Annotated in this window: 21 protein-coding genes and 1 pseudogene; 12 read left to right on the top strand and 10 right to left on the bottom strand. The window is 74.4% G+C overall.

Going from position 1 to position 22,392, the window contains the following annotated elements:
• Positions 1-166: 166 nt before the first annotated feature.
• From OIM89_RS02545 to OIM89_RS02530, 4 genes and pseudogenes are all read right to left on the bottom strand, one after another.
• Positions 167-298, bottom strand: a complete 132-nt coding sequence (locus OIM89_RS02545) for a hypothetical protein (RefSeq protein WP_262418036.1) — start codon at positions 296-298, stop codon at positions 167-169.
• Positions 299-305: 7 nt separating this feature from the next.
• Positions 306-1,901 (bottom strand): xanthine dehydrogenase family protein molybdopterin-binding subunit, encoded by a 1,596-nt coding sequence (locus OIM89_RS02540; RefSeq protein ID WP_264490943.1) that lies wholly within the window; start codon positions 1,899-1,901, stop codon positions 306-308.
• 188 nt (positions 1,902-2,089) lie between these two features.
• A pseudogene (locus OIM89_RS02535) lies at positions 2,090-2,464 on the bottom strand (xanthine dehydrogenase family protein molybdopterin-binding subunit); the annotation flags it as partial.
• Positions 2,461-2,754 (bottom strand): (2Fe-2S)-binding protein, encoded by a 294-nt coding sequence (locus OIM89_RS02530; protein WP_226964716.1) that lies wholly within the window; start codon positions 2,752-2,754, stop codon positions 2,461-2,463. The gene OIM89_RS02530 and the pseudogene OIM89_RS02535, both read right to left, overlap by 4 nt.
• A gap of 309 nt (positions 2,755-3,063) precedes the next feature.
• On the opposite strand from OIM89_RS02530, the gene OIM89_RS02525 reads away from it, so the two are divergent.
• From OIM89_RS02525 to OIM89_RS02470, 12 genes are all read left to right on the top strand, one after another.
• Positions 3,064-4,563, top strand: coding sequence for an aldehyde dehydrogenase (locus OIM89_RS02525; protein WP_047468862.1), 1,500 nt, complete (start codon positions 3,064-3,066; stop codon positions 4,561-4,563).
• 29 nt (positions 4,564-4,592) lie between these two features.
• Positions 4,593-5,549 (top strand): VOC family protein, encoded by a 957-nt coding sequence (locus OIM89_RS02520; RefSeq protein ID WP_264490942.1) that lies wholly within the window; start codon positions 4,593-4,595, stop codon positions 5,547-5,549.
• Positions 5,546-6,382: an aspartate dehydrogenase domain-containing protein gene (locus tag OIM89_RS02515; RefSeq protein WP_264490941.1), complete on the top strand. Its 837-nt coding sequence runs from the start codon at positions 5,546-5,548 to the stop codon at positions 6,380-6,382. Before OIM89_RS02520 ends, OIM89_RS02515 begins: the two co-directional genes overlap by 4 nt.
• On the top strand, positions 6,379-7,173 hold the full coding sequence (locus OIM89_RS02510; protein ID WP_030694899.1) for an alpha/beta fold hydrolase: 795 nt from the start codon (positions 6,379-6,381) through the stop codon (positions 7,171-7,173). Before OIM89_RS02515 ends, OIM89_RS02510 begins: the two co-directional genes overlap by 4 nt.
• 89 nt (positions 7,174-7,262) lie before the next feature.
• Positions 7,263-7,784, top strand: a complete 522-nt coding sequence (locus OIM89_RS02505) for a cupin domain-containing protein (RefSeq protein WP_264490940.1) — start codon at positions 7,263-7,265, stop codon at positions 7,782-7,784.
• Complete coding sequence (locus OIM89_RS02500) at positions 7,784-8,533, top strand: SDR family oxidoreductase (RefSeq protein WP_226964717.1); 750 nt, start codon at positions 7,784-7,786, stop codon at positions 8,531-8,533. The genes OIM89_RS02505 and OIM89_RS02500 overlap by 1 nt, the downstream gene beginning before the upstream one ends.
• Positions 8,534-8,549: 16 nt before the next feature.
• Positions 8,550-9,320 carry an SDR family oxidoreductase gene (locus OIM89_RS02495; RefSeq protein ID WP_030694902.1) on the top strand — a complete coding sequence of 257 codons (771 nt, stop codon included), beginning with the start codon at positions 8,550-8,552 and terminating at the stop codon, positions 9,318-9,320.
• Between the two features lie 12 nt (positions 9,321-9,332).
• The gene (locus tag OIM89_RS02490; protein WP_151167585.1) at positions 9,333-10,970 is read left to right on the top strand and encodes a thiamine pyrophosphate-binding protein; all 1,638 of its coding nucleotides are present in this window, start codon (positions 9,333-9,335) and stop codon (positions 10,968-10,970) included.
• A gap of 52 nt (positions 10,971-11,022) precedes the next feature.
• Complete coding sequence (locus tag OIM89_RS02485; RefSeq protein ID WP_226964718.1) at positions 11,023-12,003, top strand: PDR/VanB family oxidoreductase; 981 nt, start codon at positions 11,023-11,025, stop codon at positions 12,001-12,003.
• Positions 12,004-12,032: 29 nt separating this feature from the next.
• Positions 12,033-12,248, top strand: a complete 216-nt coding sequence (locus OIM89_RS02480) for a recombinase-like helix-turn-helix domain-containing protein (RefSeq protein ID WP_003951996.1) — start codon at positions 12,033-12,035, stop codon at positions 12,246-12,248.
• A gap of 1 nt (position 12,249) precedes the next feature.
• Positions 12,250-13,305, top strand: coding sequence for an aromatic ring-hydroxylating oxygenase subunit alpha (locus OIM89_RS02475; protein WP_030694905.1), 1,056 nt, complete (start codon positions 12,250-12,252; stop codon positions 13,303-13,305).
• Positions 13,302-14,060: a RidA family protein gene (locus OIM89_RS02470; RefSeq protein ID WP_226964719.1), complete on the top strand. Its 759-nt coding sequence runs from the start codon at positions 13,302-13,304 to the stop codon at positions 14,058-14,060. Before OIM89_RS02475 ends, OIM89_RS02470 begins: the two co-directional genes overlap by 4 nt.
• Before the next feature lie 71 nt (positions 14,061-14,131).
• Here the strand turns inward: OIM89_RS02470 and OIM89_RS02465 are convergent, their stop codons facing one another.
• From OIM89_RS02465 to OIM89_RS02440, 6 genes are all read right to left on the bottom strand, one after another.
• A complete protein-coding gene (locus tag OIM89_RS02465) occupies positions 14,132-14,680 on the bottom strand; it encodes a MarR family winged helix-turn-helix transcriptional regulator (RefSeq protein WP_175457040.1) in 549 nt (182 codons plus the stop codon).
• 83 nt (positions 14,681-14,763) lie between these two features.
• Complete coding sequence (locus tag OIM89_RS02460) at positions 14,764-17,610, bottom strand: NHLP bacteriocin export ABC transporter permease/ATPase subunit (protein ID WP_226964720.1); 2,847 nt, start codon at positions 17,608-17,610, stop codon at positions 14,764-14,766.
• A 1-nt stretch (position 17,611) separates the two neighbouring features.
• Complete coding sequence (locus OIM89_RS02455; protein WP_226964721.1) at positions 17,612-19,909, bottom strand: NHLP family bacteriocin export ABC transporter peptidase/permease/ATPase subunit; 2,298 nt, start codon at positions 19,907-19,909, stop codon at positions 17,612-17,614.
• Positions 19,906-20,712 (bottom strand): HlyD family efflux transporter periplasmic adaptor subunit, encoded by an 807-nt coding sequence (locus OIM89_RS02450; protein ID WP_195730098.1) that lies wholly within the window; start codon positions 20,710-20,712, stop codon positions 19,906-19,908. Before OIM89_RS02450 ends, OIM89_RS02455 begins: the two co-directional genes overlap by 4 nt.
• Positions 20,713-20,908: 196 nt before the next feature.
• Positions 20,909-21,124 carry a hypothetical protein gene (locus tag OIM89_RS02445; RefSeq protein ID WP_008412458.1) on the bottom strand — a complete coding sequence of 72 codons (216 nt, stop codon included), beginning with the start codon at positions 21,122-21,124 and terminating at the stop codon, positions 20,909-20,911.
• Positions 21,125-21,797: 673 nt separating this feature from the next.
• Entirely contained in the window at positions 21,798-22,304 is a 507-nt protein-coding gene (locus OIM89_RS02440) for a GNAT family N-acetyltransferase (RefSeq protein WP_264490939.1), read from the bottom strand.
• Between the last annotated feature and the right edge of the window lie 88 nt (positions 22,305-22,392).

Raw genomic sequence — 22,392 nt, 5'->3', positions numbered from 1 at the left:
GAATCTTGCGGGGATGCGGCGACCCTAGGAGTACTTATCTAAGGACTCAATATGTAAGTGCTTAGAATTTACGGCGAGGAAACTCCCGGACGGGAAGCGGTACTTGGCGCACCGGGGGCACGCCGACGGCCCCGACCGCGAGGGATCGGGGTGCCGGGGCGAGGGGTCACTCCGCGGGCGCGGTCGCGGACTCCCTGAGGGCGTGGAAGACCCGCTCCGGAGTGAGCGGCAGGGTGCGCACGCGGGCGCCGACGGCGTCGTGGACCGCGTTGGCCACGGCGGCGGCGACCGGGACCATCGGCCCCTCACCGGCGCCCTTGGAGCCGAACGGGCCCGGCCCGTGGCCCTGTTCCTGGGTGATCGAGACGAACTGCCCTGGCAGGTCCTCGGCCATCGGCACGCTCCAGGGCCTCGCCGTTGACCAGGACGCCGTTGTCGTACCGCATCTCCTCGAAGAGGGCCTGGGCGTACCCCATCAGGGCGGAGCCCTCGTCCTGGCCGCGGCAGACCAGCTTGTTGACGGCGCGGCCCACGTCGCCGCTGGCGACCAGCTTGAGGACGGTGACCTTGCCGGTGTCGGGGTCCACCTCGACCTCGGCGCCCGCCCAGCCGGTCTCCCAGAAGACGCAGGGGGATTCGAGCGGCGCCTCGGTGGAGTTGGGCGCCTTGAAGAAGCCCTCGCCGGTGAACTCGTAGCCGGTGCCGCCGAAGACGGGCGCGACCAGGGAGGGGAGCGGCACCGTCTCGCCGCCGTCCTTGCGGACGCCCCAGTCGACCAGTTCCAGGGCCTCGGGCGCGCAGCCGAGGCGGGAGGCGGCGAAGGCGAGGACGCGGTCGCGGGCGTCCTCGGCGGCGAGCTGCACGGCGCGGCCGGTGACGACCATGCCGGAGGAGGCGTTGGTGCCCTGGTCCCAGGGGGTGGTGTCGGTGTCGACGGCCGCGTACGTGACGCGCTCGGCGGGCACGCCGAGGACCTCGGCCGCGACCTGGCAGAGCGCGGTGGAGATGCCCTGGCCCATCTCGACCGAGCCGGCGTTGACGTACACCTCGCCGGTGGCGGTCACCTTGACCCGGGCCTGGGCGGGCTTGTTGACCCCGCCGCCGTCCTTGAAGCCGATGGCCAGGCCCATGCCGCGGTGCGGGTGCGCGGGCCGCTCGTGGTAGCCCAGCTCCTCCGCGACGGCGTCCAGCCCCTCGACCAGGTCGCTGTCGATGCCGCTGTCCCCGGGCATGAAGGGCTCGCCCAGCCCCTTGAGGTTCTTCACCCTCAGCTCGTACGGGTCCATCCCCAGCCGGCGCGCGATCATGTCGACCTGGCTCTCGCTCGCCCAGGTCGCCTGGGTGGCGCCGAAGCCGCGGTACGGCCCGGCCGGGGTGGTCGTCGTCATCACCGCCGAGCAGGTGGAGCGGACGTGCTCCCAGCGGTAGGGGCCGGGTATCCGGTAGCAGGCCTTCTCGGCGACCAGCGGGGAGCCGTCGGTGTAGGCGCCGGCGTCGAGCAGGATCTCGGAGTCGCGGGCGACGAAGGTGCCGTCGGTTTTGACGCCGGTCCGCACCCGCAGCAGCGCGGCGTGCTGGCTGAGGGTCAGGAACGCCTCCTCGGTGGTGAGGCAGTAGCGGACCGGGCGGCCCGCCATCCGGGAGAGCAGGGCGGCGACCGGCTCGGTCTTGCAGTTGTTCTTGGCGCCGAAGCCGCCGCCGACGAACGGCACGTGGACGCGGATGCGGCTCTCGTCCGTGGCGAGGACGCGGGCCAGTTCCTTGCGGAGCGGGAAGGGGTTCTGGGTGGAGCTCCACAGCTCGACGCGGTCCCCCGGACGTCGGCGACGGTGACGAAGGGCTCCAGGTGGAAGTGGTTCATCCGGGAGAAGGCGAAGGTGTCCTCGAAGACGTGGTCGCACCCCTCCCAGACCTCCTCGGAGCCGGTGGCGTACCGGAACTCGTAGCAGACGTTCGGGCGCGGCCACAGGTGGCCACTGGCCCCGGTCCCGTACGGCGGGACGACGCCCGGGGGCTTGTCGCCGGGGAAGAGTTCGGGGGCGTCGCCGGCGAGGGCGGCCGGGATGTCCGGGAGCGGGGGCAGTTCCTCGTAGACCACGTCGATGACGGCGAGGGCCGCCAGAGCCGCGGCCTCGTCGTCGGCGGCGACCGCGGCGACCACGTCGCCCGCGTACCGCACGCGGTCGCGGGCGACCACCGGCTGGTCCTTGACGAAGAAGCCGTAGCCGGGGGTTTCGCCGAGCTCGTCGCGGGTGAGCACGGCGCGGACGCCGGGCACCGCGCGGGCCCGGGAGGCGTCGAGCGAGACGATCCGGGCGTGGGCGTGCGGGCTGCGCAGCACCTTGGCGTGGAGCATGCCCGGCAGGGTGATGTCGGCCGTGTACCGGGCGGCGCCGGTGGTCTTCAGGACCGCGTCGTGCCGGCGTTCCGTGCGGCCGACGGAGGTCAGGGGGCGGTCGCTCACGCGGATTCCTCCTTGAGCAGCGCGGCGGCGCGGTGCACCGAATCGATGATCATCTGGTAGCCGGTGCACCGGCAGATGTTGGAGGAGATCCACTCGCGGACCTGGGTGTCGTCCGGCTCCGGGTGCTCGCGCAGCAGCGCGGTGGTCAGCATGATCATGCCGGGGGTGCAGTAGCCGCACTGGAAACCGCCGCACTCGGCGAAGGCCCGCTGCACCGGCCCCGGCACCCCGGCGGCGGACTGCCCGGCCACCGTCTCCACCGAGCTGCCGTCGGCGCTGAAGGCGAACATGCTGCACGAGGCGGTCGGGACGCCGTCGACCAGTGTGGTGCAGGCGCCGCAGACGCCGCGCTCGCAGGAGGCCTTGACGCCGGTCAGCCCGTGCCGCTCGCGCAGCAGGTCGAGCAGGACGAGGGGGGCTCGCGGGTCGGTCGGCCTGCCCTCGCGCGCGGGGGTGCGTGCGCGAAGGGCGTATCAGGTACGGAAGTTGAGTGGCGGCGGTGGTTGCGCGGAGTGACGGTGGGCGGACCCTTGCGCCTGAATGATTAAGCCCTTAGGTTTTTTCCACCAAGCCCATTCCGGCGCCGAAAGGGGCGTGCCATGCCGTCGCAACCGCTGCCGTCCGGCGAAGAACTGCCGGCCGACGAAGTGCTCATCGGCGGTGTGTGGACCCGTGGTTCGGGCCACGCCAACGAGGTCACCGACCCCGCCACCGGCCGCGTCCTCACCACGCTGCACACCGCGAGCCCCGAGGACGTCGACACCGCCGCCCGCGCCGGGGCCCGCGCCGCCGCCGACCCCGCCTGGCGCGAGCTCGCCCCGCACCGGCGCGCCCGCCACCTGCACCGCGTCGCCGACCTCATCGACCGCGACGCCGACCGGCTCTCCGCCGTGCAGACCGCCGACACCGGCAAGACCCGCGCCGAGACCGCGGCCCTCGCCGCCAGCGCCGCCGGGACCTTCCGCTACGCCGCGGCCCTGCTGGAGACGGCCGAGGACGCCATCACCCCCTCGCGGGGCCCCTGGACGACCTTCGCCACCCACGAACCCCTCGGCGTGGTCGGCGCCATCGCCCCCTGGAACTCGCCGATCGCCTCCGACGCCCAGAAGCTCGCCCCGGCCCTCGCCGCCGGGAACGCGGTCCTCCTCAAGCCCGCGGACTGGACCCCGCTCACCTCGCTCGCCCTCGGCCGGCTGCTCACCGAAGCCGGGCTGCCGCCGGGGCTGGTCTCGGTCCTGCCCGGCCCGGGCCGCACCGTCGGCGACGCCGTCGTCCGCCACCCGCTGGTCGCCAAGGTCAGCTTCACCGGCGGCACCGACACCGGCCGCGCGCTCGCCCGGACCGCCGCCGACAAGCTGATGCCCGTCTCCCTCGAACTCGGCGGCAAGTCCCCGACGATCGTGCTGCCCGACGCCGACCGCGAACAGGCGCTCGCCGGAGTGCTGTTCGGCGTTTTCTCCTCCAGCGGGCAGAGCTGTGTGGCCGGTTCACGGCTCTTCGTCGCCCGCGAGATCTTCGACGACTTCGTGGGCGAACTCGCCGCCCGCGCCGCCAAGCTGCGCATCGGCCCCGGCACCGACCCGCGCACCCAGGTCGCCCCCCTCGTCCACCACCGCCACCGCGACGCCGTCGCCGCCCACGTGGAGGCGGCCCGCGCCGAAGGCGGCCGCGTCCTGTGCGGCGGCGGCCCGCCCGAAGGACCCGCGTACGCCGACGGCGCCTACTACCGGCCCACCGTCATCACCGGCCTGCCCAACTCCGCCCGCACCTGCCAGCAGGAGATCTTCGGGCCCGTCCTCGTCGCCCTCCCCTTCGACGACGAGGACGACCTGATCGCCCAGGCCAACGCCACCGACTACGGCCTCGCCTGCGGCATCTGGACCCGCGACCTGGCCCGGGCCGGCCGCATCGCCCGGCGGATCGAGGCGGGCACCGTCTGGATCAACACGTACAAGCAGTTCAGCTCCGCCACGCCCTTCAGCGGCTGGAAGGAGAGCGGCCTCGGCAGCGAGAAGGGCCGCGACTGGCTCCGCGGCTACCAGCGGCAGAAGTCGCTCTACGTCGCCGACGACGCCACCCCGCTGCCCTGGGCGAGCTGACCGCCCCACCCGACGATCAGGAGAGCACCATGGCTCCCTCGGAGCGCCCCCCGATAGCCCGGCTGCGCAAACTGCGCGCCGTGGAACTGCGCGTCCCCACCCTCACCGAGTCCGCCGACTTCTACGCCGAGGTCTGGGGCCTGGAGGTGGTCGACCGCGACCAGGACACCGCCTGGCTGCGCGGCACCGGCGACGAGCACCACGTCCTCGGCCTCACCCGCGCCCCGCGCAACGGCCTCGGCAAGCTCTCCTTCGCCGTCGCCACCCGCGAGGAGATCGACGAGGCGGCCCGCCGCCTCCTCGCGCGGGGCATCACCCCGGTCGCCGGGCCCGGTCCGCTCGACCAGATCGGCGGCGGCTACGGCGTGCGCTTCACCGACCCCGAGGGCCGCCTGATCGAACTCAGCGCCCTGGTCGAGGCCGTCGCCCCGCGCCCCCAGGACGACGCGGTGCCGGTCGGCGTCACCCACACCGTCCTCAACACCGTGGACATCGACGCCGCCGTCGCCTTCTACACCTCCGTCCTCGGCCTGCGCGTCTCCGACTGGTCCGAGCACCAGATGGCCTTCCTGCGCTGCAACAGCGACCACCACTGCGTCGCCTTCAACCAGGCCGCCTGGACCAGCCTCAACCACGTCGCCTACGAGATGCGCTCCATCGACCACTTCATGCGCGGCCTCGGCCGGCTCCGCCACCACGGCGTCGGCCCGCACTGGGGCCCCGGCCGCCACGGGCCGGGCAACAACACCTTCTCCTACTTCGCGGACCCCGCCGGGCTGGTCTGCGAGTACACCTCCGAGGTCGCCCAGGTCGTCGAGGACCGGTGGATCGCCAAGGTCTGGAAGCGCGTTCCCGACCTCTCCGACCTGTGGGGCACCGCCGGTCCGCCCACCGAGGAGATCCGCTGCCACATGGCCGGCACCCCCGACCCCGGCCCGCTCGCCCCCGCCCCCGAGGCGGACACCACCGAGGAGGCCGCCGCGTGACCACCACCCTCCCGCAGGCCACGACGGTGGCCGCCGGACACCGGCCCGTCCGGGACGTGGCCGTCGTCGGCTGGGGCGCCATCGGCCGGGTCGTCGGCACCGCCCTCGCCGAGGGCGCCCTGCCGGGGGCCCGCCTCACCCGCGTCGTCGACAACCGCCCGCTGCACGGCGCCCCCGCCCCGCAGGCCGACCTCGCCGAGGCGCTCGCCCACTGCGACCTCGTCGTGGAGGCGGCCGGACAGGGCTTCGTCCGCGACCTCGGCACCACCGTCCTCACCACCGGGACCGACCTGCTCATCGCCTCCACCGGCGCCCTCACCGACCCGGAACTGGCCCGCGAGATCGCCGAGGCCGGACCCGGCCGCGTCTACTACACCGGCGGCGCCGTCGGCGGCCTCGACCTCCTCCAGGCCGTCCGCGGCCTCGACGATCTCACCCGGGTCCGCCTCACCACCGCCAAACTCCCCGCCACCCTCCACCAGCCGTGGATGGACGCCGGGCTCACCGAACGGCTCCGCACCGCCACCGGCCCCGTCGAGGTCATGCGCGGCACCGCCCGCGACGTACCCGCCCGCTTCCCCCGCTCCACCAACGTCGCCGCCACCGTCGCCCTCGCCGTCGGGGACCCCGACCGCGTCGAGGTACGCGTCCTCGCCGACCCCGGCGCCACCCTCACCCGGCACGTCGTCGAGGCCGAAGGCCCGCACGGCCACTACCGGTTCGAGGTCAACCACGCCCCCGACGCCGCCAACCCGGCCACCAGCCAGGTCGTCCCGCACGCCGTGCTGCGCTCGCTGGCCGCCCTCACCGGACGCGGAGGCCAGATCCTGTGACCGCCCCCGCCACCCCCTACGTCACCGAGGCCGGTACCGAAGGCCCCCTCGTCCTCTGCCTGCACGGCATCGGCTCCTCCTCGGCCTCCTTCGCCGCCCAGCTCGCCGGGCTCTCCCCGGTCGCCCGCGTCGTCGCCTGGGACGCCCCCGGCTACGGCCGCTCCGCCGACCCCGACACCGCCCCCGGCCTGGACGGCTACGCCGACGCCGCCGCCGGACTCATCCGCGCCCGCGGCGGCAGCGCCCACGTCATCGGCGTCTCCTGGGGCGGCGTCATCGCCCTCAGGCTCGCCCTGCGCCACCCGGACCTCGTCGCCAGCCTCGTCGTCGCGGACTCCACCCGGGGCTCCGGCGCCGACCCGGAGAAGGCGGCCGCCATGCGCGGCCGCGCCGCCGAACTGGCCGAGGCCGGACCCCGCGCCTTCGCCGAGGCCCGCGCGCCCCGGCTGCTCGCGCCCGGCGCCCCGGCCGAGCTGGTCGAGGCCGTGACCGCCACCATGGCCGAGGCGATCCGGCTGCCCGGCTACGGCCACGCCGCCGCCTCCATGGCCGACACCGACCTCGGGCCCGAACTGGCCGCGATCAGCCAGCCCGCCCTGGTGCTCTGCGGCGAGGAGGACCGGATCACCGGCGTCGCCGAGAGCCAGCTCATCGCCGGCGCCATGCCCAAGGGCGTCTTCGTGATCCTCTCCGGCGCCGGGCACCTCGCCAACCAGGAACAGCCCGCCGCCTTCAACGACTGGGTCCGCGCCCACCTGCGCATCGCCGCCCGTGTCCCCGAGTCCGCCTGAGACCCGGCCCCCAGACCCCCGTACCGCCGACGCCCGGACGGGCCGCGCGCGGACGGCTGCCACCCCATCCTCTTACGCAAGGAGCACCCGTGCCCATCAGCACCGACCCCTACGTCCAGGGCGAGGACCTCGCCGCCTACACCGACTCGCTCATCGCCACCAAGGACTCCCGCGACGCCGACTTCGACACCCTCTCCTTCCAGACCAAGGCCGGGCCGCAGTACCGCCGCGCCCAGATCCGCTACGTCGGCTCCGGCGCCACCGGCAACCACGAGGGCGACAGCCGCATCCTGCCCTCCGGCGGCTTCACCTTCTCCAACATGCTGCTGCCGCCCGGCGCGGAAGGCCCCGAGCACACCCACCACGACGTGGAGGAAGCCTTCTTCGTCCTGGAGGGCCAGGTCCGCGTCGGCATCCACCGGGGTGACGGCGAGGCCGAGTACCGCACTCTCGGCTACCGCGACATGATCGTGGTGCCCGCCGGGGTCGCCCGCTCGCTGAAGAACGAGGGGGACACCGACGCCCTGTTCTGCGTCATCATCGGCACCCAGAAGCCGCAGATCCCGACCTACCCCGAGCACTCGGCGATGCACGGCGTGACCCGCGACTGATGGCCGCCACCGCACCGGTGGTCGTCGTCACCGGCGCCGGCCGTGGCCTGGGACTGGCCACGGCCCGCCGGGTCGGCGCCGACGGCCACCGCGTCGTCCTCGCCGAACTCGACCCCGCCCGGGGCGAGGAGGCCGCCGCGAGCCTGCGCCGCGACGGCCTCGACGCCCACTTCGTCCCCTGCGACGTGGCCGACCCCGGCTCCGTCGCCGCCATGGCCGAGGCCACCGCCGCCCTCGGCCCCGTCCACGGCCTCGTCAACAACGCCGGGCTCGCCGACGCGGTCGGCGGCACGTACTTCCACGAGATCGACGTCGCCACCTGGGACCGCATCATGACGGTCAACGCCCGCGGCCCCTGGCTCGTCGCCCGCGCCCTGTTGCCCCACCTGCTCGCCGACGGCGGCGGACGCATCGTCAACGTCGCCTCCGACGCCGCCCTCTACGGCTCACCGCGCCTGGCCCACTACATCGCCTCGAAGGGCGCCCTCATCGCCCTGACCCGCGCCATGGCCCGCGAGACCGGAGACCGGGGCGTCACCGTCAACGCCGTCGCCCCCGGCCTCACCGAGAGCGAGTCGGCCGAACGCATCCCCGCCGAACGCCACGAGCTGTACCGGCTCAACCGGGCCATCCCGCGCCCCCAGCTGCCCGACGACCTCACCGGCCTCATCGCCTTCCTGATCGGCGAGGAGTCCCGCTACATCACCGGCCAGACCTTCGCCGTCAACGGCGGCTTCACCATGCACTGAACCAGGAGAACCCACCATGGACCTAGGCTTCACCGGCCGCACGGTCCTCGTCACGGGCGGCAGCTCGGGCGTCGGACGCGCCACCGTCCGCATGCTCCTCGACGAGGGCGCCCAGGTCGCCACCTGCGGCCGCCGCCCGGAACCGCTGGCCGCCCTCGGCGACCACGACCGGCTGCACACCGCCGTCTGCGACATCCGCGACCCCGAGGCGGTACGCCGCCTGGTCGACGGCGTACAGGACCGCTTCGGCGGGCTCGACGGTCTCGTCAACAACGCCGGCCAGTCCCGCATGAAGCCCTTCGCCGCGTGCACCACCGCCGACTGGCGCGACGAGCTGGAGCTGAAGTTCGACGGCGTCCTCAACCCGCTGCACGCCGCCCTGCCGCTGCTGCGCGCCTCCGACGCCCCCGCCGTCGTCAACGTCAACGCCGTCCTCGCCCGAGAACCCTCCCCGCGCCTGATCACCACCAGCGCCGCCCGCGCCGGCCTGCTCAACCTCTCCAAGTCCCTCTCCCGGGAACTGGCCCCCGACGGCATCCGCGTCAACTCCGTCTGCCTCGGCCTCGTCGACACCGGCCAGTGGGAACGCCGCCACCGCGCCGAGGGCGGCCCCCTCGACTACGACCGGTGGCAGGCAGCCCTCGCCGCCGACCGGGGCATCGCCCTCGGCCGGCTCGGCCGCGCCGAGGAGGTCGCCTACGCCGTCACCGGGCTGCTCTCCCCACGGGCCTCCTACATCACCGGCACCAGCATCGACGTCTGCGGCGGCATCGGCCGCGGGATCTGAAGGAGCCCCACCATGTCCATCCCCAACGGCGGCGACCTCCTCGTCCGCGTCCTGCGGGACCTCGGCGTCGACACCGTCTTCGGCATCGTCTCCGTCCACAACCTGCCCCTCGTCGAGGCCGTCGCCCGCGACCTGCGCTTCGTCCCCGTCCGCCACGAGGCCACCGCCGTCAGCGCCGCCGACGCCTACGGCCGGGCCCGGGGAACCCTCGGCTGCGCCCTGACCTCCACCGGCACCGGCGCCGGGAACGCGGCCGGCTCCCTCATCGAGGCGCTCTCCGCCCAGACCGCCGTCCTGCACGTCACCGGCCAGATCGACAGCCCCTACCTCGGCCAGGGCCGCGGCTTCATCCACGAGACCAAGGACCAGCCCGGCATGCTGGCCGCCGTCTCCCACCACGCCGCCACCGTCACCGACGCCGCCGACGCCGACCGCGTCCTGCGCACCGCAGCGGCCGCCGCCCTCACCGCCCCCGGCGGCCCCGCCAGCGTCGAGTGGCCCATCGACCTCCAGTACGCGCCCCAGGACCTGGCCGGCGCACCGGCCCGCCCGGAGCCCGCCCCCGTACCGCAGGCCGACGCCGACGCCCTGGACCGGGCCGCCGTGCTGATCTCCCGCGCCCGGCGCCCCCTCGTCTGGGCCGGCGGCGGCGCCCGCCTCGCCGGAGCCGCACTCGGCGCCCTCCTCGACGCCACCGGCGCCGGAGTGCTCACCTCCAACTCCGGGCGCGGCACCCTCCCCGAGGACGACCCGCGGGTGCTCGGCAACTTCGCCAACGGCCCCACCGGACGGGCCCTGCTCGCCGAGGCCGACCTGCTGATCAGCGTCGGCACCCACTTCCGCTCCAACGAGACCGGCGACTACACCCTGCCGCTGCCCGCCACCCACGTACAGATCGACCTGGACGCCGCCGCCCTCGGCCGCGTCCACCCCGCCACCGCCCCCCTGCACGGCGAGGCCGCCACCACCCTCGCCGCCCTCACCGCCCGGCTCGACGGCGCGGGCGCCGAGGAGGGCTGGGCCGCCCGGCTCGCCGCCGCCCGCCAAGGAGCCCGCGCCGCCCTGCGCGAGTCGATCGGACCGCACGCCGCCGTCTGCGACGCCATCCGCGCCGCCCTGCCGCGCCGCGCCGTCGTCGCCCGGGACGTCACCATCGCCTCCTCCAGCTGGGGCAACCGCCTTCTGGAGCTGTACGACCCGCGCGACAACCTCTTCCCCCGGGGCGGCGGCATCGGCCAGGGCCTCGGCATGGGCATCGGCGCCGCCCTCGCCGCCCCCTCCCGGCCCACCCTCGTCATGGCCGGCGACGGCGGCCTCGCCGTCCACCTCGGCGAACTCCTCACCGTCGCCCAGGAACGCCCCCGCCTCACCCTCCTCGTCTTCAACGACGGCGGCTACGGCGTGCTGCGCAACATGCAGGACGCCCACTTCGCCCGCCGCTCCGGCGTCGACCTCACCACCCCCGACTTCGCCGCCCTCGCCGCCGCCGTCCACCTGCCCTACGCCCGGATCGGCGCCGCCGAGGAGGCCGAGCAGGTCCTCGCCGACGCCGTCGCCTCCGACGGGCCAGTCCTCGTCGAGGTCGACCTCGAAGCGCTCGGCCCGATGAAGTCCCCGTTCACCCCGCCGGTCTCCCTGCCCGGCACCTGAGGCAGGCCCCCGTGACCCTGCCCGCCGCCCCCGCCGTACGAAGGAGGAGACCATGACCCTGCCCCAGGAGCCCTCGCTCGACCTGCTGGTGCACCGGATGACCTGGGAGGCCGACGAGGTCCTCTCCGTCGAGCTGACCCACCCCGAGGGCAAGCCGCTGCCCGCCTGGGAACCCGGCGCCCACCTCGACCTGCACGCCGGCGGCCAGGTCCGCCAGTACAGCCTCTGCGGCGACCCGGCCGACACTGGCCGCTACCGGATCGCGGTCCTCAACGAGCCCTCCTCGCGCGGCGGTTCACGCCACGTCCACACCGTGCTGCGCCCCGGCGCCACCGTCACGGTGAAGGGCCCGCGCAACCACTTCGCGCTCGCCGAGGCACCCCGCTACGTCTTCCTCGCCGGCGGTATCGGCATCACCCCGATCCTCGCCCAGGTCCGCGAGGCCGCCGCGCGGGGCGCCGGCTGGACCCTGTGGCACGGCGGACGCACCGCCCGCTCCATGGCCTTCGGCGCCGAACTGACCCGCCTCGCCGACGCCTGCCCCGCCGGCACCGTCCACTTCCGCCCCCAGGACCGCTACGGCCACCTCGACCTCCCGGCCGCCCTCGACGGGCTCACCCCGGGCGACGGCGCCCTCGTCTACTGCTGCGGGCCCGAACCGCTGCTCGCCGCCGTCGAGGAGGCGTGCGCCGCGCGCGGGCTCGGCGGGCAGCTGCGCCTCGAACGGTTCGCCGCCGCCCCCGTCGCCGCGCCGCCCGGCGGGGAGAGCGGCTTCGAGGTGGAGTGCGCCCGCTCCGGCGTCACCGTCACCGTCGGCCCCGACGAGGCCGTGGTCGACGCCCTGGAACGCTCCGGCGTCCAGGTCGAGACCTCCTGCCGCGACGGCATCTGCGGCACCTGCGAGACCCGCGTCCTGGGCGGCGTCCCCGACCACCGCGACATGCTCCTGTCCACCGAGGAACAGACCGCCGGACGCACCATGATGGTCTGCGTCTCGCGCTGCGCCTCGGACCGCCTCGTCCTGGACCTCTGATCCGTCCCGGCCCTCCGCGAAGGAACCCCATGACTCTCTACGTCGAGGTGCACCAGACCCGCACCCACGAGCCCACCCCCTACGAGCACAAGCTCGCCGCCGTCCTGGAGGAGGTGTACGCCACCGGCGCCCACACCCTCCCCGAACTGGTCCGGGGGCTCAACGAGCGCACCGTCTACCCGCCCGACGGCGGTGCGTGGACCGAGGAGAACTTCACCGCCGAGATCGCCCGCCTGGGAGCGTGAGATGACCACCACCGCCACCACCACCGACCCGGTCGCCGAGGCCGCCGACCATCTCCACGCCACCGGCCTGCGCAACCAGTGGTACCCCGTCCTGCCCTCGCACTTCGTGGCGAACGGCGAGATGAAACGCGTCGTCCGCCTGGGCGAACCCTGGCTGCTCTTCCGCCGCCCCACCGGCGAACTCCACATGATCGCCGACCGCTGCCCGCACCGCAGCGCCCCGCTCTCCCTCGGCCAGCACCTCGGCGACCGCGTCGCCTGCCTCTACCACGGCGTGCAGGTCGACGGGGACGGCACCGTCGTCAAGGTCCCCGGCCTGCCCGGCTGCAACCTGGAGGGCAAGCGCCTCGTCACCAGCCTCCCGGTCCGCGAGGAGCACGGCGCCGTCTTCGCCTGGTTCGGCGACGAGGCCCACCCCGAGCCCGCGCCGCTGGTCCTGCCCGAGCGGCTGACCGACCCGGACACCGCGGGCTTCCTCAACTACGCCGAGTGGGGCGCCCCCTGGCGCTTCTACATCGACAACGTCCTCGACCCGATGCACGGCGCGTTCCTGCACGGCACCTCGCACTCGATGGCCGGCGGCGCCAAGTCGGCCCGGTTCCGCATCCGCGAGACCGGCCACGGCTTCTTCTTCGAGAAGACCGACCAGGTCGGCGTCAACTTCGACTGGGTCGAGTTCGGGCGCACCGGCGTCGACTGGGTCGACCTGGAGATCCCGTACCAGCCGTACGCGGGCCCCGGCGGCGCCTTCGGCATCGTCGGCATGGTCACCCCGATCACCGCCACCGAGTCGGCGATCTTCCACTGGCGCACCCGCGCCGTCCAGGGCTGGGAGCGCGACTCCTGGCGCTTCCTGTACCGGATGACGCTGGAGGCCCGCCACCACGAGGTGCTGGAGCAGGACCGCACCATGCTGGAGGAGATGCCCGAGGACGCCGACACCGGTGAGAACCTCTACCAGCACGACCTGGGCGTGGTCCGCATCCGCCGCATGTACCGCGCCGACGCCGCCCGGCAGGCCGCCGAACTCGCCGCGCACCGGGGCGAAGCCGGATGAGCGGCGAGGGCACCGTCCTGCTGACCGTGGTGCTCCGGCACGACCAGTCGCAGAACCTCGACCAGATCCAGTCCACCCTCGGCGCCCGCGCCTGGTGGGACAGGTTCCCGCCCGGCGACGCCGAGATCGTCTCCTGGGTGGTGGCGATGGGCATCGGCCAGATCGTCACCCTGCGCCTGCCCGCCGACCAGATCAACCTGGTCAACGTCGAGCTGGAGCGCAGCGCCTGGGGTGTCTTCCGTACCGAGTTCTACCCGACGTACGACTTCGTGCCGGTCCGCGAGCGGCTCGCCCGCGAGTGGGGCGAGAGCCAGGCCGGGGGAGGGGAGCCGGAGTCGGGGCGCGCCGGCACCGCGCGGGCCGTCGACAGCGAGGAGGTGGCGGGGCCGCCGCGCCCCGGCATGTTCTCCAACGCCAAGGTGGTCGGCGACCGCTTCTCCCTCTCCGGGATGCACGCGGGCGACGGGCGCGGCGGCGTGCTCGGCGACGGCTCCGCCTACGACCAGACCCGCCGCGCCCTCACCAAGGTCAAGGCACTGGTGGAGGCGGCCGGCGGGGTCATGGACGACGTGCAGAACCTGCGCGTCTACCTCACCGACATCCAGGACAAGGGCGAAGTCGGCCGTGCCCGCACCGAGTTCTTCACCGGTGACTTCCCCTGTTCCACCCTGGTCGGGGTCTCCGCGCTCGTCGAGCCCGGGCTCACCGTCGAGATCGAGGCCGAGGGAGTGATCGGCTCCGCACCGCGCACCTGAACGGCGTACGGAAGACCAAGAGGCGGGCCCGTTCGAACGGGCCCGCCTCTTCCGCGTCTCCCGCCGCCGGGTCAGCCCGCCTCGGGCAGCTCCTCCAGCGACCGTTCCAGCTTGGCCAGCAAGGTGCCCAGCTGCGCCGACTCCTCGGTGGTCAGCCCGGCCAGCATCCGCCGCTCGTTGTCCAGGTGGACGGTGAACAGCTCGTCGATCAGAGCCAGCCCGGCCGGGGTCAGACGGCAGTGCACCACCCGCCGGTCCTGCCCGTCCCGCTCGCGGACGATCAGCCCGTCCTTCTCCAGCCGGTCGAGGCGGAGCGTCACCCCGGCCGAGCTGATCAGCCCGCTCGCCGCCAGCTCACCCGCGGTCAGCTGGTACGGCGCGCCCGCGCGGCGCAGCGCCGTCAGCACGTCGAACCCGGCCATCGACAGGCCCCGCTCGGCCAGCGGACGGCTGGTCCGCGTCTGGTACAGCAGGAAGGTCCGGTGCAGCCGCGCGAGGACGTGCAGGGGCGCCGTGTCGAGCCCGGGGCGCTCGCGCCGCCAGTCGGCGATGATGCGCGCGACCGCGTCGTCGGTCTCCTGCCGGGGGGCGGTGGCCGCCGCCTTGTCCTTGCCGGGCAACTCGCGTCTCCCTCGACTCGTACTCCGGGGTGAGGGAAGCCTACCCGCCGGGACGGGAGGGCAGGACGGGACGGCCGGTCCCCTCAGGCGAGCTGCCGGCGCACCAGCGCCCGCAACCGCCCGTCCGGCAGGGCCAGCAGCGCGGCGGGGGAGCCCTCCTCCACGATCCGGCCGCCGTCCATGACCAGCACCCGGTCGGCGTCCATCACCGTCGACAGGCGGTGCGCCACCACGATCCGGGTCGCCCGCAGGGACCGCGTCGACTCCATCACGGTGCGCTGCGTGCCGTTGTCCAGGGCGCTGGTCGCCTCGTCGAGGAAGAGGAGGCGGGGCCTGCGGATCAGCGCCTGGGCGATCATCAGCCGCTGGCGCTGGCCGCCGGAGACCGCCCCGCCCTGCGCGATCATCGTGTGCAGCCCCATCGGCATCCGCCGGATGTCCTCGGCGAGTCCCGCCGCCTCGGCCGCCGCCCACGCCTCCTCCTGGGTGAACACCTCCGCACCGCAGATGCAGTCCAGCACGGTCCCGGTGAGCGGCTGGGCGTTCTGGAGGACGACGCCCAACTGCCGCCGCACCGCCGCCTGGTCGAGGGCGGCCAGGTCCTGGCCGTCGTAGAGGACGGTGCCCGCCTGCGGCCGGTCGAAGCCGATGAGCAGGCGCAGCAAGGTCGACTTGCCGCTGCCGCTCGGGCCGACCACCGCCACGAACTCCCCGGGCCGGACCGACAGTGACACGTCGTCCAGGACCAGCGGCCCGTCCTCGGCGTACCGGAAGGAGAGCCCGCGGGCGGCCAGTTCGCCGGTCAGCTCCCCGGGGGCGCTCGCCGAGGCGCGCACCTCCGGCTCCGCGTCCAGCACCGGGCGCACCTGCTCGTACAGCGGGAGCACCGCGACGGCCGAGACCAGGGCGCCGGTCAGCTGCGTCACCGAGGTCAGCATCATGGTGACGGCCGTGTTGAAGGTGAGGAACTCGGCCGCCGACAGGGTGCCCCGCGCCGGACCGGCCAGCAGCATGAACATCAGCAGCGAGCAGAGCGGCAGGTAGACCGCGCTCAGCACGGTGGAGAGGTTCCTGATCCGTCCGGCCTTCTGCTGCATCCGGCGGCTGCGCGCGAAGCCGCGCGCCCAGGCGGCGTACGCGAAGCTCTCCGCCGCCGCCACCCGCAGCTTCGGCAGGCCGCGCAGGGTCTGGAACGCCTGGTTGTTCAGCCGGTTGCCGAGCTCCACCAGCTTCCGCTGCCATTTCACCTGCCAGAGCCCCAGCACCAGGAAGACCACCGAGACCACCAGCAGCACCCCGATCGCCGCCAGCGCCATCGGCACGCTGTGCACCAGCAGCAGTACCAGGTTGACCCCGGCCACCGTCACCGACTGCACGGCGGTCGGCCCGATCCCCGACAGCACCCGGCGGATCGCGCTGATCCCCATCGCGGCACTGGCCAGCTCACCGGTGGAGCGGTCCGCGAAGAAGGCCGTCGGCAGCCGCAGCAGCCGGTCCCAGACGGCCGGCTGCAACGCCGCCTCGATCCGCCCCTCCAGACGCAGCAGCGTCAGCGACTGGAGCAGCATGAACGCCGCCGAGACCACCCCGGCCACCATCACCGCCACACACATCTGCGCGATCAGCCCGGTCTGCGCACTGGGCACGTACGCGCCGAGCACCTGCCCGGTCGCCACCGGCACCAGCGCGCCCAGCGCCACGGTGACCAGGCCGCTCAGGACGAGGTTGCGCAGGTCGCCCCGGGAGCCGCGCAGGCTGAAGAGCATCAGCCGGCGCAGCGTCAGCGGGCCGTCGGGGAGCGGCCGGTAGAGCATCGTGGCGCGTTCCTCGAACTCGGCCGCCTCCCTGGCGCCGATCCGGATACGGGCGCCGGTCGCCGGGTTGAGCGCCTCGTACCGGCCGCGCCGCCAGAGCAGGGCCACCGGCGCGCCGGACTTGGCGCGCCGCCCCACCAGCGGCCCGGCATCGGTGCGCCACCACTCGCCGGCCAGCCGGACCGGGCGGGTCCGCAGCCGGGCGGCGGTGGCCATCCGCTCCACCGGGTCGAGCCGCCCGCCGCCCGCGACCGAACGCGCCGCCGCCTCCGGCAGCGCGATGCCGCTCGCCCGCGCCACCTGGCGGAAGACCGCGTACACCGCGTCGTCGCCCGCCTCGCCGCGCGCCCTCGGGGAGCGGTCACGGCGGCCGATCGAGTCGAGCAGCGCCTGGTCGGCGCGCTCCCGTACCGCCTCACCGGCGCGGATACCGGCCGCCGCCCGGTCCTCGTGGGCCCGCTCCAGCCGCTCCACCCAGCCGTCGACGGCGGTCAGCAGGCGGTACTGCTGGTCCACCAGGGACTGCCACAGCGCCCCGTCGACCAGCAGGTCGGACGCCGCCTCGGCGGCGAACTCCGCCCCCAGCCGGACACTGCCCGGCGGTACGTCCACCCACAGCACGTCCTCGTCGGCGGGCCCCGCCCCGGGCGCCGGGCCGTCCGCCTGCGGTGCCGCGAACAGCACGGCGAGCCCCCGGCCGAGGCCGAGCCCCACCGCGTGCTCCAGCGGCCCGGCGACCGGCTTGTATCCGGGGTACCCCTCGTATCCCTCGTACCCGTCGGTGCCCTGCGGCGCGTACAGCTCGCGCAGCGGCAGGCGGCGTACCGCGCAGCGGGAGGAGAGGCGGCCCACCAGGGTGTGGCGGGGGCCCTCGACGGCGCCGAGCAGGAGCGTGCCGGCCTCCAGGCGGCCGAGGTAGTGCCAGTGGCCGTCCTCGGCGGCCGCCACCGCGAAGAGGTCGAGGCTGCCCTCGGTGACCAGCCAGAGCGCCGACGGCCCGCCGAGCGGCAGGGCCGACCCGTCGGCGCCCTCCACCGGTGCGCCGAGTCCGCCGAGCGCCGCCGTCACCGGGTCGGCGGCCGGGGTGGGATGGGAAGCCTGCTGGGTGCCCGTCATCTCACTTCTCCTCGACCAGGGCCGCGTACGCCCCGCCCCGGGCGACCAGTTCGGCGTGGCGGCCGCGTTCCACGACCCGCCCGCCGTCCAGCACCACGATCTCGTCGCTGTCGCGGACGGTGGAGAGGCGGTGCGCGATGATCACGCAGGCGCAGCCGCGCCGCCTGAGCGCCGCCATCACCCGCTGCTCGGTCTCCGCGTCCAGGGCGCTGGTCACCTCGTCCAGCACCAGCACGCTGGGGCGGCGCACCAGGGCCCGGGCGATCTCCAGCCGCTGCCGCTGGCCGCCGGAGAAGTTCCGCCCGTCCTGCTCGACGCGGGCGTGGATGCCGTCCGGGCGGCGGGCGATCACCTCCTCCAGCCCGGCGTCACGGAGCGCGGTGCGGACCGCCTCGTCGGGCAGCGAGGGGTCCCAGAGGGTGACGTTCTCCCGCACCGTGCCCTCGAAGAGGAAGATGTCCTGGTCGACGAAGGAGACCGAGGCGGCCAGCGCGGAGCGCGGGATGTCGGTGAGCGGCTGGCCGTCGATGCGGATGGTGCCCTCCCACGGCTGGTACAGGCCCGCCAGCAGCCGGGAGACCGTCGACTTGCCGCTGCCCGACCCGCCGACCAGCGCCACCTGCCGGCCCGGCCCGACCGTCAGCGAGAACTCCGTCAGCAGCGGCGGGTCCAGCGGGCTGTAACCGAAGGTCAGCCCCTCCAGCTCCACCCGGCCCGCCAGCCGCCGGGTGTCCGCCTCGCCGCTCCCGCCGCCCTCCCGCTCGTACAGCCCGTCCGCCGGGAACGCCTCGACGTCCCGCAGCCGGGTCACGTCGGCCGCGAAGTCCTGGATGCGGCCGGCGACGCCGTTGAGCCGGGTCAGCGGCGCCGTGAACCGCACCATCAGCGCCTGGAAGGCCACCAGCAGCCCGACCGAGAGATGCCCCTCGACCGCCCGCAGCCCGCCGATCCACAGGATCAGCGCGCTGTTGAGGGTGGCGAGAGCCGGGGCCACCACCGACAGCACCGCCATCGGCACCCCGAGCCGCTGCTGCTCCTCCAGCGTCGTCGCGTGCTGCCCCGCCCACCGCCGGAAGAACCCGTCCTCGCCGCCGGTCGCCTTCATCGTCTCGATGAGCTGGAGCCCGGTGTACGCGGTGGTGGTGAGCCGGGCGTTGTCGGCCCGCAGCTTCTGCGTCCGGGTGGCCCGCAGCTGGATCACCACCCGCATCGCCACGATGTTCAGCAGCGCGATCCCCACCCCGACCAGGGTGAGTTGCGGGTCGTACGTCCACAGCAGCAGCGCGTACAGCACCACCACCACCCCGTCGACGGCGGCCGCCGCCAGGTCGCGGGCGAGGGTCTCGGCCACCGTGTCGTTCGACTGGAGCCGCTGCACCAGGTCGGCGGGGGAGCGCTGGGCGAAGAAGGTCACCGGCAGCCGCAGCAGATGGCGCAGGAACCGGGCACTGCTCAGCGTCGAGGAGATGATCCGCCCGCGCAGCAGATTGGCCTGCTGGAGCGCGGTCAGCGAGGCGGTCAGCGCCACCAGCGCGCCCATCGCCGCGAAGAGCGGCCCGAGCACCGAGGTCCGCTCACCGATCAGGAACAGGTCGATGTACGTCCGGCTCAGCGCCGGCAGCGCCGCGCCCACCACCACCAGCAGCAGGCTGGCCAGGAGCGCCGTCAGCAGGGTGGGGCCGGTGCCGCGCAGCCGGGCAGGGAGCGCGCCGAGCAGCCCGGGCTTGCGGCCGCCCTTGCGGAACGAGGGGCCCGGCTCCAGGATCAGGGCGACGCCGGTGAACGAGGCGTCGAACTCCTCGGCGCTCACCACCCGGCGCCCCTTGTCGGGGTCGTTGAGGCGGACCGCGCCGCGCCGCCCGGGGCGCCGCAGGAACCCCTCGTGGACGACGTAGTGGTTGAACTCCCAGAACAGCACGGCGGGGGCCTGCACCTCGCGCAGGGCGGCCGGTTCCATCTGCATGCCCTTGGCGGTCAGGCCGTAACTGCGGGCAGCCTTCAGGACGTTGCTGGCGCGCGAACCGTCGCGGGAGACGCCGCAGGCGATCCGCAGCTCCTCCAGCGGGACGTGCCGTCCGTGGTGGGCGAGGACCATGGCGAGGCAGGCGGCGCCGCACTCCACCGCCTCCATCTGGAGGACGGTGGGGGTGCGGACGGGCCGCCTGCGGGGCGTACGGCGCGGGGGCGCGGCGCGGCGGCGGCCGGAGGAGGGGGCGGCGCGGCGGCCCCGGCGCCCGCCCGGGGTGGGCGGGGCGGTGGAGCCGGTCCCGGCGGCGGGGGCGTCGGCGGGTGCGGTCACGGGAGGAGCCAATCGGCCGGGCGCTGTTCGTCCAGGTGGACGGCGCCGTCGACGAGGGTGAGGGTGGTGAGCGGGTGCGGCGGGCCGTCGGAGGTCGACCAGGTGTAGCCGCTGCGGGTGCTCTTCGTGGGGTGGAGGCGGACCTCGACGGCGATCGGCGGCCCGTTCCGGGAGAACTCCTCGCCGAGCTGGGTGGAGCCGAGGTCGTCGGAGATCTGCTGCCGGGTCCGGGCGGTACGGCCGACCGACTTCACGGTGCCGCGCAGCACCCCGTAGCTCTGGGCGGGCACCGACTGCACGGTGAGGTCGACCTTGGCGCCGGGCCGGAGGGAGGCGCCGCTGTCGGCGGGCGCGTAGAGCACGGCGAGGAGCGGGTCGTCCGGGTTCTCCTGACGCTCGACGGCGGCCAGGTCGGAGCCGGTGGTGACGACGGCGCCGGTGGCGGCGGCCAGCGCGGTGACGCGCCCGGCGGCCAGGGCGCGGATGGTCACGTCGCCCCGGGCGGTGCGGACGGTCAGCAGCGGGGTGCCGCGGGCGACGCGGCGGCCCTCGGCGGTCCGGACGGCGGTGACCTGGCCGGAGACGGTGGACTGGACGACGTAGCTGCCCTGGGCGTGGGTGAGGACGCCGGGCGCGGTGAGGGTGGTGGCGACCGAACCGGTGACGGCCCACACGCCGCCGGCCGCCATCACGACGAGGGTGACGGCGAGGACCAGAAGCCCCTGCGGGCGGGCGAACCGCACCGGCAGGTCCAGCTGTTCGGGCGACTGGAGCTTGGTCAGGGCCTGTTGGCGAAAGCGCACGGAAGACTTCCTCGACTGCCGGGCACCGGCCTCTCGGCCGCGCGGCCGGGTGTCGCCGTGGTGCTGCGGACGCCGCGCGGGCGCCCGGGGAGGACGAAGGAGGCGGCCGGTGCCCCGGAACCCGAGCGGGTCCGGGGCACCGGCCGAGCGGTCCGCCTCAGCGGGCCGCACGCGTCGTCAGGCGACGCGCGGGGTCTCAGAGACCGGCGACGAGGCCGGTGACCGGGGCGGTGTTCAGACCGGTGGTCTGCTCCACGACGCCGGTGACGGTGCCGAGGGTGTCGGAGACCGGGGCGACGGAGTCGAGGCTGGAGGTGACCGAGCCGACGAGGCCGTTCACGAGGCCGCCGGAGATGTTGTCCAGCTCGCTGTCGGCGATCTCGGCGGTCTCGACCTGGGGGGTGTAGCTCATGGGGGGAGTTCCCTTCGCATCACTGACGGAAATAGTCACCGCGGCGCACTCGTGCAGAAGAAGGGGAAAATCCTCTGGCGGCCCCCGGGCGAAAGGCGTTGAGCCCTCGGAACCGTGGGCGGTGCCGCAGTGCGATGGATCAAAGCACGGCGGTGCGCGGGGCGGCCAATCGGTGAGAGCGGAATGCGGCGGGCGGTGCCCTTCTCCTCACCGCCGTGTGCGGAATCGGGCACAGGAGAACGGCATCACCTTCACACCTTCCCGCCGCCGTGCGGGGCGGGGTCACGCCCGCGTGTACACCACGCCCCTTGCTGTGAAGCCCTGGTGCGAGCCGTCGACCTCGGCCGTTCACACGGGGTGAAGGTATGGGTGGCGGTGACGGAGCTGCGGCACGGCTGTGCAGATTTACCGCAGGAGAACCCGCCCCGGGGTGCGGCGGATTCGTGTGCGGACGGCTCTGAGAAGGCCATGTTTCCAACATGTGGAGGAACAGCGTCCGCCGCGAGGAGGAGAAGGAGTGGAAGTGGCGTAATTGCCATCGCCCGGCGAATTCATGCGCACTGCGAAGAACGGGCGGAGAGCCAGGAGCGGGAATACCGGCAGGGCCATGAAAGGAGAGACCGGGGGCGTGCATTCCCCGGCGGAGAAGCCGGACTCTCTCCGGCGACCGCGCTCACACCTCCCGGCGCATGCAGCAGCGGGGCCACCGGTCCAGTCCGTGCGCCGCCTCGGCCCGCCGGATCTCCCTCAGCACAGCCGTCAGCTCACCCTCCGCCAGAAGGCGGAAGCCGCACCGCACGTAGTACGGCGCGTTCCACGGCACCTCGGTGAAGGTGGTGAGCGTCAGCGCCGCGGCCCCCTCGCTCCGGGCCCGGTCGGCGGCATGGTCCAGCAGGGCCCGGCCGACCCCCCGGCGCGCGCTCTCCGGACGCACCGTCACCTGCTCGACGTGGAGGTTTCCGTCGACCCGCTCGGCGACCAGGTACGCCACGGGCCGGTCCGCCTCGTCGGCCGCGACCCAGGCGAGCCCCGCCCGTACGTACCGCGCCAGCTCCGCCACCGAAGGCGGCTCGTCCTCCGCGATCTCGGCCATGCCGATCTCCCGGAACCAGACTCCGGCGGCCCGCTCGATCTCCTGGAGGGCCGTCAGTTCGGCGTGGTGCACGGCTCGGATGCGCATGGGGGCATGGTCCGGTGCGCGGGGGCGGGAAGCAACGGGAAACAGGGGTGCCCCCTCCCGGCGACGGACGGCCCGAACTCGAACCTGC

The sequence above is a fragment of the Streptomyces sp. BI87 genome (genome assembly GCF_025957665.1).
Lineage (GTDB): Bacteria > Actinomycetota > Actinomycetes > Streptomycetales > Streptomycetaceae > Streptomyces > Streptomyces albidoflavus.
This window is presented reverse-complemented; position numbering and strand designations above follow the sequence as displayed.